Genomic DNA, 13,168 nt, shown 5'->3' with positions numbered 1-13,168 from the left:
TGCAATGGTCCCCAGCATCCTCCTGGTGGAGGACGACGACGGCATCGCCCTCCCCCTGACCCGCGCCCTCGACCGGGAGCAGTACGCCGTGGAGCGGGTGAGCACCGGCCAGGCCGCCCTCGTGAGCGCCGCCACCGGACGGTTCTCCCTGGTGGTCCTCGACCTCGGGCTGCCGGACGGGGACGGACTGGACGTGTGCCGGCAGGCCCGCGAGGACGGCTACACCGGGGCCGTGCTCATCCTCACCGCCCGCGGCTCGGAGATCGACCGGGTGGTCGGCCTCGACGTGGGCGCCGACGACTACATGGCCAAACCCTTCAGCCTGGCCGAGCTGCTGGCCCGCGTCCGGGCGCTGCTGCGCCGGCAGAACGGCCCGTCCACCGCTCCCGTGCCGCAGCCGCAGACCGCCCCGGGGCTGCGGGTGGACCCGCGGTCCCGGCAGGCCTTCGTGGCCGACACGGTCCTGCCGGTCACCGCCAAGGAGTTCGACGTGCTGGCCGAACTGGACGGTGTCCGCGGGGACGTGGTCACGCGGGAGCACCTCATGGACCGGGTGTGGGACGAGAACTGGTTCGGCTCCACCAAGACCCTCGACGTCACCGTGGCCCGGCTGCGGCACAAGCTGGCCGACTCCGGGGCGCCGGCCCAGATCGTCACCGTGCGCGGGATCGGCTTCCGGCTCGAGGACGGCCCGCCGGATGCGTGACCGGCTGATCACGGCGCTCGTCGGTCTGGCGATCGCCGTGATCGTCCTGTACGGCGGCCCGCGGGCCTACATGGTGGCCGAGCAGGCACGGACCACCGTGGTCCAGCAGACCGAGCGCTCCGCGGACCTGATCGCAGCCGTGCTCACGGAGCGCTCGCGCGGCGGTGGACCCGTCGACGAGGACCTGGACGCCCTCGTGCACGACGGGGAGGTCCTGGTCCACCGAGGTGCGGACGGCCGGATAGTGGCGTCGGCGGGCGAGGCCGAGGGCCACGCCGCGGACGTGGTGGCGACCCGGCGGCTGCCGGACGGCAGCGCCCTGGAGCTGACCCGCTCCGGTGCGGCGGTGAGCGAGCGGATCACCGATGCCGTGATGCCGATCGTGCTCATCGGCCTGGGGGTCGTGGTCCTGGCCGTCCTCGCCGCGGTGGTGCTGGCCCGCGGGCTGGCGCGGCCCTTCCAGCGGCTGGCCGACGCCGCCCGCCGGCTGGGGGACGGGACCTTCAGCCTGCCGCCGATGGACTCCACGCTGCCCGAGGCCCGGGCCATCGGGGTGGCGCTGCAGACCAGCTCCCGGCAGCTCGAGGCCCTCCTGCACCGCGAGCGCCAGTTCGCCGCCAATGCCTCCCACCAGCTGCGGACCCCGCTCACCGCCCTGCGCCTGGAGCTCGAGGACCTCACCTACTGGCCCGAGACCGCCCCCGCGGTGTCCGAGCAGCTCCACCGGGCGCTGGGGGAGCTGGACCGGCTCAGCGGGACGGTGACCGAGCTGCTGGAGCACTCCCGCGGCCGCCGTCTGGAGCGCCCGGTGCCCGTGGACTTGGCGCTGCTCACCGCCGAGACCGCCGCGCGCTGGGACCGGCAGGCCGGTGCGGCGGGCCGCACCGTCACGGCGATGGCACCGCGTCCCGCCCGCGTCCGCACGCATCCCGGGCTGCTGCAGCAGATCCTGGACGTGCTCATCCACAACGCCCTGCGGCACGGCCGCGGAGTCGTGCGCGTACGGGCCAGGGATGCCCGCACGCACTGGGCGATCACGGTCCAGGACGAGGGGGACCGACCCGCGGGCCCGGGCATCTTCGACCGCCACGTCAGCACCGGGGAAGGGGGCGAGGGCATCGGGCTGACGGTCGCCGCCGAGCTCGCCGAGTCCCTCGGCGGCAGCCTCACCCTCGAGTCCGTCCCGACCACCACGTTCCTGCTGCGGCTGCCGGCGGCACCGTCGACCTGAGCCGACGCCCAGCCACTGCCGGTCGCGGTGACAGCTCCGGCACAGCCTGCCGTGCCAGGCTCGGCCCCGGAGCACGCCCCAGACCACCCAGGGAGAACCGATGACGCAGACGACCACCCGGACCATGACGCGCACCGCGACCGCCGTGCTCACCGCGGCACTGGTCGCCCTGGCGGTGGTGCTGCAGCAGCCGGAGCCCCTCACCGCGGCACTGCTCGTCGTCGTCCTCGGCACCGGGTGGGACCTGCGCCTGACCCGGGAACTGGCCCGGGTGCGGGTCCGCCCCTGACCCCACCGCCCCGAGCACGCCGGGCGCCCGAGCACCGAGGAGTCCCCATGACCGAGATGTGGCCCGTGGTCCACGCCGAGCGCCGGGCGCTGATCCGGGACCTGGAGGACCTCCCGGCGCGGCAGTGGGCGACCCCCTCGCTGTGCCCCGGCTGGGACGTCCACGACGTCCTGGCCCACCTCGTCGACGACGCGCGGACCACGCGCCTGGGCTTCCTCCGCCGCCTCGCGGCCGCCCGCTTCGACTTCGACCGCTGCAACGCCAGCGGCGTCGCGCGGGAGCGCCGAGCGGATCCGCGGGACACGCTGGCCGCGTTCCGCGCGGTGAGCGGCCGCACCACGAGTGCGCCGGCGGCGCCGGCCACCCGGCTGGTGGAGGCGTTCGTGCACGGGGAGGACATCCGGCGCCCGCTCTCGCTCACCCGGGACCGCCCGGCCGGACCGGTCGCCGAGGCCCTGCGCCACCAGCTGCGGACCAGCACGAAGCTCGGCGGCGGGAAGGAGCGGGCGGCGGGCCTGCGGCTCGTGGCCACCGACGCCGACCTCGACGCCGGGACCGGCCCGGAGGTGCGCGGCGGCGTCCTCGCGCTGCTGCTGGCGGTGTCCGGGCGCGCGGTCGGCCCCGAGGAGCTCACCGGCCCCGGAGCCGCCGGACTCGCGCGCTGAGCGTTCGCCGTCCCGCACGGCCCTCGATGCGATGGTGTGACGGCCCCGCAGTGTGATCCTTGACACCCCGGCCCGGATGTCCCTACTCTCCTAACACGTGTCAGGAACCTGACACGTGTTAGTTCAGCAGAGTGAGGACACGCGGATGACTGCAGCGAGCAGCTTGACCCGTCGCGCGCTACTGGGGGTCGGCGGCATCGCCCTGGCCGGGGCCACCGTCGGGGCGTGGCCGCGACTGACCGGCTCCGACATCCCCGGCCGTGGTGAGGACGTCCTGACGGTCGCGATCCAGGGCACGGCCCAGGACGCCGCGAACCGGCAGCAGCTGGTGGACGAGTTCCAGGCCGAGCACCCGGACATCCCGGTGCGGATCCAGGCGATCCAGAGCGCCGACTGGGGGGACTTCTTCTCCAAGATCCTCACCATGGTCGCGGCGGGCCAGGCCCCGGACATCGTCTACGTGGCCACGGAGGGCACCCAGCTGTTCGCCGACCGGCTCGCGGTGCCCCTCGACAGCTACGTCCAGCGGGACGCCGCCACGATGGGGGAGTACTTCGGCGACGTGCACCCCAGCCTCGTCGAGGCCTTCATGTACAAGGGCAACCTGTACCAGCTGCCGCTGGAGTTCAACGCGGCCAACATGTACCTCAACACGGCGGCGCTGCGCCGTGCCGGGGCGGAGCGGCCCGCCGACGACTGGACGAAGGACGACTTCACGGGGCTCATGCGCGCCCTGCAGCGCTCCAACGAGGGCTCCTTCCGCCCCTACTACTGGACGAACCGCCTGTTCGGCGGTGTGGTCCCCTGGCTCTACGCCAACGGCACCAGCTTCCTCACCGAGGAGAAGGCGCCGGGCGGCGGATGGCTGTGGAACGGCTTCTACGGGGACCACCCGGCGGGTGCCGACCGCAGCGGCGGCTACCTGTGGACGGGCTCCAACGTCCGGGACGAGCGGGTCACGGAGACGTTCGACTACCTGCGGGAGCTCGTGCAGGAGGGCCTCGGCGTGCGCCCCGAGGAGGGCGGCGGCAACGCCCTGATCGGCCTGTTCGCCTCCAACCGCGTGGGCGCCACCCCGGCCGGCGGGTACTGGGCGCAGGGGCTGAACGAGGCCGGGATGGGGCCGGAGGCCTTCGACGTGCAGTTCTTCCCGCGCTGGCGCACGCAGCGGCACCAGTTCGGCGGTGCCGGCTACGCGCTGATGAAGACCTCGGAGCGCAAGGACCAGGCGTGGGAGTGGATCAAGTTCACGGCCCGCAAGGAGTCGATGCAGCTGGCCACCCCCCACCCGAACACCACGCCGAGCCGGCGCTCCATGGTCACCGCGGACTTCTACCGCGGGGCCGGTCCCGAGCACTGGCAGGTCTTCTACGACACGCTGGACCGCTTCCCCAGCACCGGTCCCATTCCCGCCCCGCCGCAGCAGGCCGCCGTCGAGTCCGCGCTCACGAAGAACGTGGCGGTCGCCATGGGCGGCGGCGCCGGCCAGATGACCTCGGCCCTCGACCGGCTCGACACCGAACTCGCTCTCATCCTCGGGGAGGACTCATGACCACCATCGCACCGGCACCGGACGTCGCCCGGACCACGGTCCCCGCACCGGCGCCGCCGCCGCGGCGGACCCGCTCCCGGGCCGAGGGGTGGATGACCGTCGTCTTCCTGGCCCCCACCGTCATCGGGATGGGCGTCTTCACGGTGCTGCCCATCCTGGCCTCCGTGGTGCTGGCCTTCTTCCAGTGGGACATCATCTCCGCGCCCGAGTTCGTGGGGCTGCGCAACTTCACCGAGCTCGTCACGGACCGGACCGTGCGGGTCTCCTTCCTCAACACGATCGTGTTCGTGGTGGTCGCGGTGGCTCTGCAGCTGTCCCTCGCGATGACCCTCGCGGTGCTGGTGCAGGGGAAGATGCCGAGCTGGTTGCGGCTGTTCTTCCGCTCCACGTTCTTCTTCCCGCTCATCCTCTCCGCGGCCAGCGTCTCGATCTTCATGCGCTACATGTTCAACGAGCAGTTCGGCGTCGTGAACTGGCTCCTCACCAATGTCGGCCTGCCCGCGGTGCCCTGGCTGACCACCACGACCGGGGCCTCGCTCGTGGTGGTGCTCGTCTACGTGTGGCAGAACTTCGGCTTCACGTTCCTGATCCTGCTGGGCGGGATCGCGTCCATCCCCAAGGAGCTCTACGAGGCGGCCGACCTCGACGGCGCCAAGGGTTGGTCCAAGTTCCGCAACGTGACCCTGCCCCTCGTCAGCCCGACCCTCCTGGTGGCGTCCGTGACGGCGATCATCACGGCGCTGCAGGTCTTCGACCAGCCCTACGTGCTCACCCGCGGCGGCCCCGGGGACTCGACCCGCTCCGCCGTGATGGTCGTCTACCAGACGGCGTTCCAGCAGCTGGAGTTCGGCAAGGCGTCCGCCATCGGCCTGGTGCTCATGGTGCTCATCATGCTCGTCACCCTGGCGCAGTTCCGCCTCTCCCGGCGCTACGTCCACTACCAGTGAGCTCTCCCGACCGACGAAGGACCACCTCATGTCTGCACCTGCTCACACCCCGTCCCGGGCGGCCGGCTCCGCGCCCCGCCGTCGTCGGCGCCGGGGGCTGCCCACCCCGGGACGCGTCGCCGGCTTCCTCTTCCTGATCGTCGCCGCCGTCGCGGTCCTGGGACCCGTCATGTGGACCCTGTCGACGTCGCTGCGAAGCCCCAGCGAGGCGTTCGACCTCCCGCCCAAGTTCTTCCCGACCGACCCGGACACCACGGCCTACGCCGAGGTCGCCCGGCAGATCGACCTGGTGCGGCTCGTCCTCAACAGCGCGCTGGTCACCGCCCTCATCGCCGCCGGGCAGATGCTGACGGCGGCCATGGCCGGGTACGTCTTCGCCCGCATGCGCTTCCGGGGCTCCGGGCTGATGTTCGGCGTGGTCCTGGCCACCATGATGGTCCCGGTCCAGGTGACGATCGTGCCCGTGTTCATGCTGGTCCGCGGCATGGGCCTGGCCGACACCCTCCTGGCGCTGATCATCCCGGCCATCCCCACCGCGTTCGGCACGTTCCTGATGCGCCAGTACTTCATGGGGCTGCCGAACGACTTCGCGGAGGCCGCCGCCCTGGACGGGGCGAGCCCCTGGCGGACCTTCTTCTCCATCTACGCCCCGCTGTCCCTGCCGGGCATGGCCATCGTGGGCATCCTGGCGTTCAACTACCACTGGAACGAGTTCTTCCGGCCCCTCATCCTGACCATCTCGGAGCAGAACTTCACCCTCCCCCTGGGCCTCGTGTCCCTGCAGGGGAACCTGGGCACGGGCTCCATCTCCGTGGTCCTGGCGGGCGTCGTGATCTCCATGATCCCCGCACTCATCGTCTTCGTCTTCGGGCAGCGCTACCTGCGCGAAGGCCTCACCGCAGGAAGCAGCAAATGACCCTCTCTCCCAGCACCGCCTCCGCCGTCCTGCCCATGAGCCGGGCCTTCCCCCGCACCCACCCCCGGCCGGCCCGGGGCTGGCTCAACGACCCCAACGGGCTGTGCCGGGTCGACGGCACCTGGCACGTGTTCTTCCAGTACAACCCCGGCTCCGCACGCCACGACGCCATCCAGTGGGGGCACCTGTCCTCACCGGACCTGGTGACGTGGCAGGAGGAGCCGGTGGCCCTGCGCCCGCAGCAGCACGGCCCCGACGCGTTCGGCTGCTGGTCCGGGGTGCTCACCGTCGACGACGGGCGCCCGGTGGCGGTCTACAGCGGTGTCGAGGCCGGCGACAACCGGTCCCGCGTGACGCTGGCCACCGGCTCGGAGGACCTGCGGTCCTGGCGGCAGGAGGGCGTCACGGCGGCGGGGATGCCCGAGGACCCCGACGTCGTCGCGGTGCGCGATCCGTTCCTCTTCCGCTGGGCGGGGCGGCGGTACGCCCTCCAGGGCGCGGGGCTGGCCGACGGCCGGGCGGCGATCCTGCTCTACGACGCCGCCGACCTGGCGCACTGGACCTACCTGGGCGTGTGGCTGACCTCGGACCACCCCGTGCTCAGCGCTGACCTCGACGCCTCGATCTGGGAGTGCCCCCAGATCTTCGAGGTGGTCGAGGGCGAGGTGTCCCGCTGGGTGCTGATCGTCTCCCGGTGGATGCGCCAGGAGGACGGGTCGGGCCGGCTGCAGGACGTGCGCTACATCGTCGGGCACATGGACGCGGACCCCGATAACGACAACGACAACGACGACGACGGGGCCCGGGCCCGGGGAGCCGCCCCCCGCTTCACCCCCGAGGCCTGTGGCGCCGTGGACACGGGGCCGGCCTTCTACGCGCCCCAGGTGCTGGCCCTGGAGGACCGCACCCTCCTGTGGGGCTGGTCGTGGGAGACGCGGCCGGAGGAGGTCAGCGACGAGGAGGGGTGGGCCGGTCTGCTCACCTGGCCGCGCGAGCTCCGCCTGGACGGCGACGTCCTCGTCGCGGCCCCCGCAGCCGAGTGCGCGGGGCACCGGCGCGAGCCCCTCGAGCCGGCGTCCGCGGACGGGACGGTCGAGCTGCCGGACGCCGCCGAGCTCCGCGCCACGGGCCCGGACGCCGCCGTGCGCCTGCTGCTGCGCGGTCCCGCCGGCGAGCGCGAGGTCTGGTCGGGGCGCGCGGCGACGGTCGTGGTCGACGGCTCCCTGGTGGAGGTCTACGCGCAGGACGGGCCCTCCCACACCCTCCGGGCCTATCCGCAGGACGGCGAGACCTGGTGCGCGGCGGTCGAGCCGGGCGCGGTCACCGGGTGGGCGCTGGGCCCGTCGACGCCCTGACGATCAGCGGGCAGTCGATGCGCTCCACCGCGGGCGGGACCTCGACGCCGTGGAGCTGCTCCAGGAGCAGCTCCACGGCGCGCGCCCCGATCCGCAGGTGCGGCAGGGCTACGGTCGTCAGCGCGGGGACGAGCTGGTCGGCCACGCTCTGCTGGTCGTCGACCCCCACGAGGGAGAGGTCCTCCGGGACCCGCAGGCCGGACGCCGCCGCGCAGAGCAGCACGCCCGTGGCGGTGCGGTCGTTGGACGCGAGGACCGCCGTCGGCGGCTCGGGCAGGGCGAGCAGCCGCTGCGCCGCCCGGTAGCCGTCCTGGATCTCCCAGCCGGTCGGCTCGACCGTGAGCCGCAGGCCCTCGCGGCCGAACTCCGCGCAGGCCGCCTCGAAGCCCTGCCGGCGCAGCGGCGTGGCCGGCGAGTCGGACGTGCCGGTCAGCAGGGCGATCCGGCGGTGCCCCAGGCCGAGCACGTGCTCGGTGGCACGGCGCATCCCGGTCACCTCGTCCGGGATCACCGCGGCGAGCCGTTCCTGCGGGTCGTAGCAGTTGGCGAGCACCGCGGGGCGGTGCAGCAGCGCCACGGGCGGGTCCAGCTCCACGAGGCCGCCCGTGGCGTAGACCAGCCCGTCGACGTGCCGGTGGATCAGGGCCTCGGCGAGCTCGAGGTCGCGCCCCGGCACCCCTTCCGTGTCGGCCACGGTGAGCACGTAGCCCGCCGGGCGGGCGACGGAACCGGCGCCGCTGATGATCCGGCCGGCGAAGGGACTGGTCACGATCTCGTCGGTGATCACGCCGATGGTGTTGGTGCGCTGGCTCTGCAGGGCGACCGCCACCGCGTTCGGCACGTAGCCCAGCCGCTGCACGGCCTCCCGGATCCGCTGCTGGGCGGTGGGCGAGACGTTGCCGTCGGCGTTGTTGTTGAGGACCATCGAGACCGCGCTCCGGGAGACCCCGGCCTCGCGCGCGACATCGGCGGCAGTGGGGTTGCGGGCCATGTTCCTCCGGCGGTAGCACCGGTCTCGAACCGGGTCGGTGTGCGGCCCCCAGTCTATCGGGGACGCCCCGCCCGGGGCCGGGGGCTCAGCGGACGAGGGTGAAGAGGATGCCGCTGATGGCCACGAGCCCGGCGACGGTCACGAACACGTTGGAGAGCTGCCCCCGGTAGGGCGCCAGCGCCGGGATCCGGCGCACGGCGTACATCGGCATCAGGTACAGGATCACGGCGATGACGGGCCCGGCCAGGGACTCGATGAGGGACAGGATGCTCGGATTGAGCACCGCGGCCGCCCACGTGGTGAGGAAGATGAAGACCGCGATCCCCCGGCGCAGCGTCCGGTCCTGCGGCTGCCGGATCCGGGCGGGGAGCATGCTGCGCACGATCACCGCCGCGCCCTCGCTGGCGCCCAGGTAGTGGCCGAAGAACGAGGAGACGATCGCCACGACCGCCACGGCGGGGCCGAGGTAGCCGATCCAGGGGTTGTCCTGCACGTTGGCCAGGTGGGAGAGCACCGGGAGGTTGGCCTCGCGGGCCTCCTGCAGCCCGGTGGTGCCCAGGGACAGGACGCAGGACCAGACGAAGCCCATGGTGAACAGCACCAGCAGGACCGTGGTGCGGCGCAGCACGCGGGACGCCGCCGCGGGCGCGTCCGTCCCGTGCTCGCGCTGCATCGCCAGGGAGAACTGGGAGATCGCGGGGGAGTGGTTGAACGCGAACACCAGCACCGGGATGATCAGCCACACCGACAGCGTGAGCTCGCCGGCGGACGGCACCACGGCGAGGTCGCCCACCTGCCAGGTGGGGACGAGGTAGATCGTCACCCCCAGCAGGGCGAGGATCAGCGGGTAGACCAGCCACCGGGTCACCGCGAGCATGAGGCGCTGACCGGCGACCATGACCAGCATCATCAGGGCGATCAGCACCCCGGAGAGCAGCACGCGGGGCACCTGCGGCAGGCCCAGCTGGTTGACCAGCAGGCTCTCGACCGTGTTGGTGATGCCCACCCCGTAGATCAGGACGATGGGGTAGATCGCGAGGAAGTACAGGACGGTGATCACCCGCCCGGCGCCCTCCCCGAAGTAGTCGCGGGCCACGACCGTGATGTCCTCGCCCTTCCGCGGCGAGGCGCAGACGAAGCGTGCGAGGGCCCGGTGGGACAGGTAGGTCATCGGCCCGATGAGGACCGTCACCACGAGCAACGGCCACAGGCCGCCGGCCCCCGCGTTGATCGGGAGGAAGAGGATGCCCGCGCCGATGGCGGTGCCGAACAGGCCGAGCATCCAGCCGGTGTCGACCGCGGAGGGCCGGCTCCGGGCACCGGGTGCCGTGGCCGAGCGGTCCGGGGCGGGGTTCGTGGTCGTCGGCGTGGTCGTGGGGGAGGGAACAAATTCTGCGTCGGCGGAGATCGTCCGCGGGGCAGGGGAGCGCGACATGGTGGTCCTCGCTGGGTGCACATGGGGTGGACCTCAGGGACGATACCAGCCGGACCGCGTCCCTCCGGGCCTCGGGCGGCGTCACTCCCGGGCAGCGGCACCCGCGCCCCGGAACCGCCGCCGGGACGACGACGGAGCGTCGGTGGGTCAGGACCGGCACCTCGGTGCCGGCGGGTCAGTGCTGTCGCAGGGGGCGTCCCACGATCCCGGTGGACACCGCGAAGTACGCGGCCGCCGCGAACAGCAGCGTGGCCCACCCGTAGGCCTGGGACCCCAGGGCCAGGACGGCGCCGTTGGCGACGAACAGCATGACGGCCGCGACCGTCAGCCACTGCGCCACCTGATTTCCGCGAACCTCTCGAACCCCTGCCACTGTCTTCCCCTTCGTCGATCGCCTCCCGCCTGCGACCGCAGCCGGGATGAGGCCAAGTTAGGTGCCTTTCGGGACATATGTCAGTCGACTTAAGTCCAGACCTCGTGGGAGCCGCGCCAACATCGGGCCTGGTCAGGGGCAACAGGCGAACATGACGAAAGATGGCGCGGCCTGCGTCCAGGAACAGGGGCCGGCACGGGAAGGGGCGGGGACGTGGTATCCACGTCCCCGCCCCGGTCCTTCCGGTGTGCTGCCGTCTACGGCGCCGCGGGCACCGCACCGGCGTCGGCGCCCGGCACGGCCTGCTCGGCGGCCGCGCCGGCGCCCGGCTGGACGGTGTCGGTCTGCCCGCTCTCCGACTCCTGGCCGCTCGTGTCCGGGAGGGTGCCGCCGGTCGTGGTGTCGTCCTCGGTCACCGCTCCGTCCGTGGGGGCGACCTCGCCCGGAACGACTCCACCCGGGGCCACGGTGACCTCCGCGTCGGGGACGGTCCCCTCGGCAGGGGCCACCTCGCCGGTGCCGGCGGCCGGGTCCTCGACCGGGGCGGGGGCAACGTCGCTGCGCACGGAGACCGACTCGCTGCCGGTCACGGTGCGCTGGATCGTGCCCGTGCCCCCGGAGAGCTCGGTGCCGGTGAGCGCCTGGATGCCGAAGATCGCCGCGACCGCGAGGCCGAGGACGGCGCCGGTGGAGACCAGGACGGGCTTCAGGCGCGGGCGCAGGGCGGTCCAGCGGCTGCCGGCGGCCACGGCGGTGCTGCCGTCCGACTCGGAGGAGTCCAGGCCGGGGCGGGCGAGCACGCGCTGGGCCACGGTGGTCTTCACCTTCTTCAGGCCGCGGCGGCTCTTCTCGAGCGAGGTCGAGTAGATGACGATGGCGATGCCGGAGACGATGCTGGTCAGTGCGGCGCCGAGGACGGTGCCGGCGACGCTGAGGTGGCCGCCGATCACGGACATGGTCGCGGCGGTGGCGGCGCCGGCGAGCAGGCCCGGGATGTTCAGGGCCGGGCTCTTCTTCTCGGACTGCTCCTCGGCCGGTGCCTGCGGATGGTCCTCGGCCGCGGGGGCCTCGGTGCGTGGTTTTTCCAGAGTCATGCTGTCCTGCTTCGGTTGCGGGGAAGGGGGTGCTGATCCCCGCGACGATGCTCGGGCCAGCCTTCCCCATTATCCGGACTGACCTGGGAAAGCACAGGCCGAGTGGGAACTCTCACACCTTGCGGTCCCCTGTGGGCGCAACGTGGCGTCAAAGGCCCAGGTCACCGTCCGGTCCGCTCCGGGCGCCCGGACCGCCGGGCGCCGGGGGCGGCCCGGCCGCCGTGGCCGGCGCGGCGGGCGGGCCCAGGTGCCGCCGCCCGTACGCCTTGCCGGCCTGGACGACGGCGACCAGCAGCACCAGCAGCAGCGCCGCGGCGGCGACCGGGACCGCGTCGACGGGCAGGGTGTAGGCCATGACCGCTCGGGCGCCGGTCCCGATCAGGAAGGCGGCTCCCCAGCCCGCGGTCATCGCCCGGAAGATCCGGCGGAACACCGGGTCCTGCTCCCAGCCGTGCCTCCAGCGGGTGGCGGCCTCGGCGGGCATCAGAGCCACGGTGGCGTCGAAGAGCGCGGACCGGCCGCCGGCGAGACTCGTCAGCAGCCACGCGCCCAGCAGTGCGGTGAGCCAGCCGCCCAGGGCCATCAGCAGCCGGGCGTCGGCCGTGATCAGCCCCACGGCGGTGTTGAGGGCCAGCACGGACAGGGTGAAGGCCCCGAGCCGGTCCAGCCGGCGGGTGCGGGCCGCGGCGCCCAGCACGCGCAGCAGCGGGGCGAGCCCGCCGAGCACCAGCGCCACCCAGGGCTCCGCCCCGGCCAGTCGCAGTCCGTAGTACAGGGCGAAGGGCAGGACCAGGCCTGCGCCCAGCAGTCCCACCAGCGGGTGACGCCGGCAGCTCACCGGCGTTCCGCCCGGGACCGCACCGCCGCTCGGGACCGCACCGCCGTCCGGGGCCGGCGACGGCGCAGGGTTCCGGTCCGGTGGTGTCCCGGCAGGGGGAACGGTCGGCCGCGGGATGGGGTCCGGGACGCTCACAGCGCTCTCCTCAGGGTCTCTTCCGGGTCGCGAGCCCGATCACGGAGACGAGCTCGCGGGTGTAGGTGCCCAGGTCGAAGTCCGGGTCGGTGACCAGCCGCCCGGAGGCGGTGTCGATCGCCCCGCGGACGAGGATCGCCAGGGCATGGGCGTCGAAGTCCCGGAAGGCCCCGGTCTCCTGCCCGTCGCGCAGCAGGCGCTCCAGGTGGGCCAGCACCGGGTCGGCCCCGGACGGGGTGAACCGGGGGGCGCCGTCCGGGGCGCGCAGGTTCATCACGATCTCGGTGACCGCCCGGAGGTCCGCCGGATGCCGGCCCAGGAAGGCGAGGTTCGCCTCCACGTAGGCGGTCAGCACCGCCGAGGGGTCGGTCTCGGCGTCGGTGCGGGCCGCGATGGCGGCCCCGGCGCGGCGGTAGACGTCGATCACCACCTGGGCCAGCAGCTCGTCCTTGGACGTGAAGTAGTAGGAGACCACGCCCTTGCTCACGCCGGCGCGGCGGGCGATCTCGGCCAGGGAGGCCCGCCCGTACCCGGACTCGGAGATGGCCTCGATCGCACACGCCAGGATCTGGGCCCGGCGGGCCGTCTCCGTGAAGGTCGGGGAGTCACCCGAGGCCTCGTTTGACCGCATGGTCAAAATA

Annotated in this window: 14 protein-coding genes; 8 read left to right on the top strand and 6 right to left on the bottom strand. The window is 73.2% G+C overall.

Annotation, left to right across the window (positions count from 1 at the left end; all coding sequences use genetic code 11):
- The first annotated feature begins 4 nt into the window (after positions 1–4).
- The 8 genes from ACZ2G1_RS11465 to ACZ2G1_RS11430 all read left to right on the top strand — a co-directional run bounded on the left by ACZ2G1_RS11465 (position 5) and on the right by ACZ2G1_RS11430 (position 7,661).
- Positions 5–706 carry a response regulator transcription factor gene (locus tag ACZ2G1_RS11465; protein ID WP_470376823.1) on the top strand — a complete coding sequence of 234 codons (702 nt, stop codon included), beginning with the start codon at positions 5–7 and terminating at the stop codon, positions 704–706.
- Entirely contained in the window at positions 699–1,937 is a 1,239-nt protein-coding gene (locus ACZ2G1_RS11460) for a sensor histidine kinase (RefSeq protein WP_115163329.1), read from the top strand. Before ACZ2G1_RS11465 ends, ACZ2G1_RS11460 begins: the two co-directional genes overlap by 8 nt.
- Before the next feature lie 100 nt (positions 1,938–2,037).
- Positions 2,038–2,226, top strand: a complete 189-nt coding sequence (locus ACZ2G1_RS11455) for a hypothetical protein (protein ID WP_017834960.1) — start codon at positions 2,038–2,040, stop codon at positions 2,224–2,226.
- Between the two features lie 47 nt (positions 2,227–2,273).
- Complete coding sequence (locus ACZ2G1_RS11450) at positions 2,274–2,891, top strand: maleylpyruvate isomerase family mycothiol-dependent enzyme (protein ID WP_470376822.1); 618 nt, start codon at positions 2,274–2,276, stop codon at positions 2,889–2,891.
- Between the two features lie 145 nt (positions 2,892–3,036).
- Positions 3,037–4,443, top strand: a complete 1,407-nt coding sequence (locus tag ACZ2G1_RS11445; protein WP_470376821.1) for an extracellular solute-binding protein — start codon at positions 3,037–3,039, stop codon at positions 4,441–4,443.
- Positions 4,440–5,390, top strand: a complete 951-nt coding sequence (locus ACZ2G1_RS11440; protein ID WP_419720442.1) for a carbohydrate ABC transporter permease — start codon at positions 4,440–4,442, stop codon at positions 5,388–5,390. Before ACZ2G1_RS11445 ends, ACZ2G1_RS11440 begins: the two co-directional genes overlap by 4 nt.
- Positions 5,391–5,418: 28 nt before the next feature.
- A complete protein-coding gene (locus tag ACZ2G1_RS11435) occupies positions 5,419–6,306 on the top strand; it encodes a carbohydrate ABC transporter permease (RefSeq protein WP_095650109.1) in 888 nt (295 codons plus the stop codon).
- On the top strand, positions 6,303–7,661 hold the full coding sequence (locus ACZ2G1_RS11430; RefSeq protein ID WP_272026488.1) for a glycoside hydrolase family 32 protein: 1,359 nt from the start codon (positions 6,303–6,305) through the stop codon (positions 7,659–7,661). Before ACZ2G1_RS11435 ends, ACZ2G1_RS11430 begins: the two co-directional genes overlap by 4 nt.
- On the opposite strand, the gene ACZ2G1_RS11425 is transcribed toward ACZ2G1_RS11430, so the two are convergent.
- The 6 genes from ACZ2G1_RS11425 to ACZ2G1_RS11400 form a co-directional block, all read right to left on the bottom strand.
- The gene (locus ACZ2G1_RS11425) at positions 7,627–8,652 is read right to left on the bottom strand and encodes a LacI family DNA-binding transcriptional regulator (protein WP_109269087.1); all 1,026 of its coding nucleotides are present in this window, start codon (positions 8,650–8,652) and stop codon (positions 7,627–7,629) included. The two genes, ACZ2G1_RS11430 and ACZ2G1_RS11425, sit on opposite strands and share 35 nt — an antisense overlap.
- 85 nt (positions 8,653–8,737) lie before the next feature.
- Positions 8,738–10,087, bottom strand: coding sequence for an SLC5/6 family protein (locus ACZ2G1_RS11420; protein ID WP_470376820.1), 1,350 nt, complete (start codon positions 10,085–10,087; stop codon positions 8,738–8,740).
- Between the two features lie 175 nt (positions 10,088–10,262).
- Positions 10,263–10,427 carry a hypothetical protein gene (locus ACZ2G1_RS11415; protein ID WP_017834952.1) on the bottom strand — a complete coding sequence of 55 codons (165 nt, stop codon included), beginning with the start codon at positions 10,425–10,427 and terminating at the stop codon, positions 10,263–10,265.
- Positions 10,428–10,717: 290 nt separating this feature from the next.
- Positions 10,718–11,554, bottom strand: coding sequence for a hypothetical protein (locus ACZ2G1_RS11410; protein WP_109269089.1), 837 nt, complete (start codon positions 11,552–11,554; stop codon positions 10,718–10,720).
- Between the two features lie 148 nt (positions 11,555–11,702).
- Positions 11,703–12,392: a VC0807 family protein gene (locus tag ACZ2G1_RS11405; RefSeq protein ID WP_136340986.1), complete on the bottom strand. Its 690-nt coding sequence runs from the start codon at positions 12,390–12,392 to the stop codon at positions 11,703–11,705.
- 145 nt (positions 12,393–12,537) lie between these two features.
- The gene (locus tag ACZ2G1_RS11400) at positions 12,538–13,158 is read right to left on the bottom strand and encodes a TetR/AcrR family transcriptional regulator (protein ID WP_109269090.1); all 621 of its coding nucleotides are present in this window, start codon (positions 13,156–13,158) and stop codon (positions 12,538–12,540) included.
- Between the last annotated feature and the right edge of the window lie 10 nt (positions 13,159–13,168).

The organism is Kocuria sp. KKT182, assembly GCF_055635395.1.
This window is presented reverse-complemented; position numbering and strand designations above follow the sequence as displayed.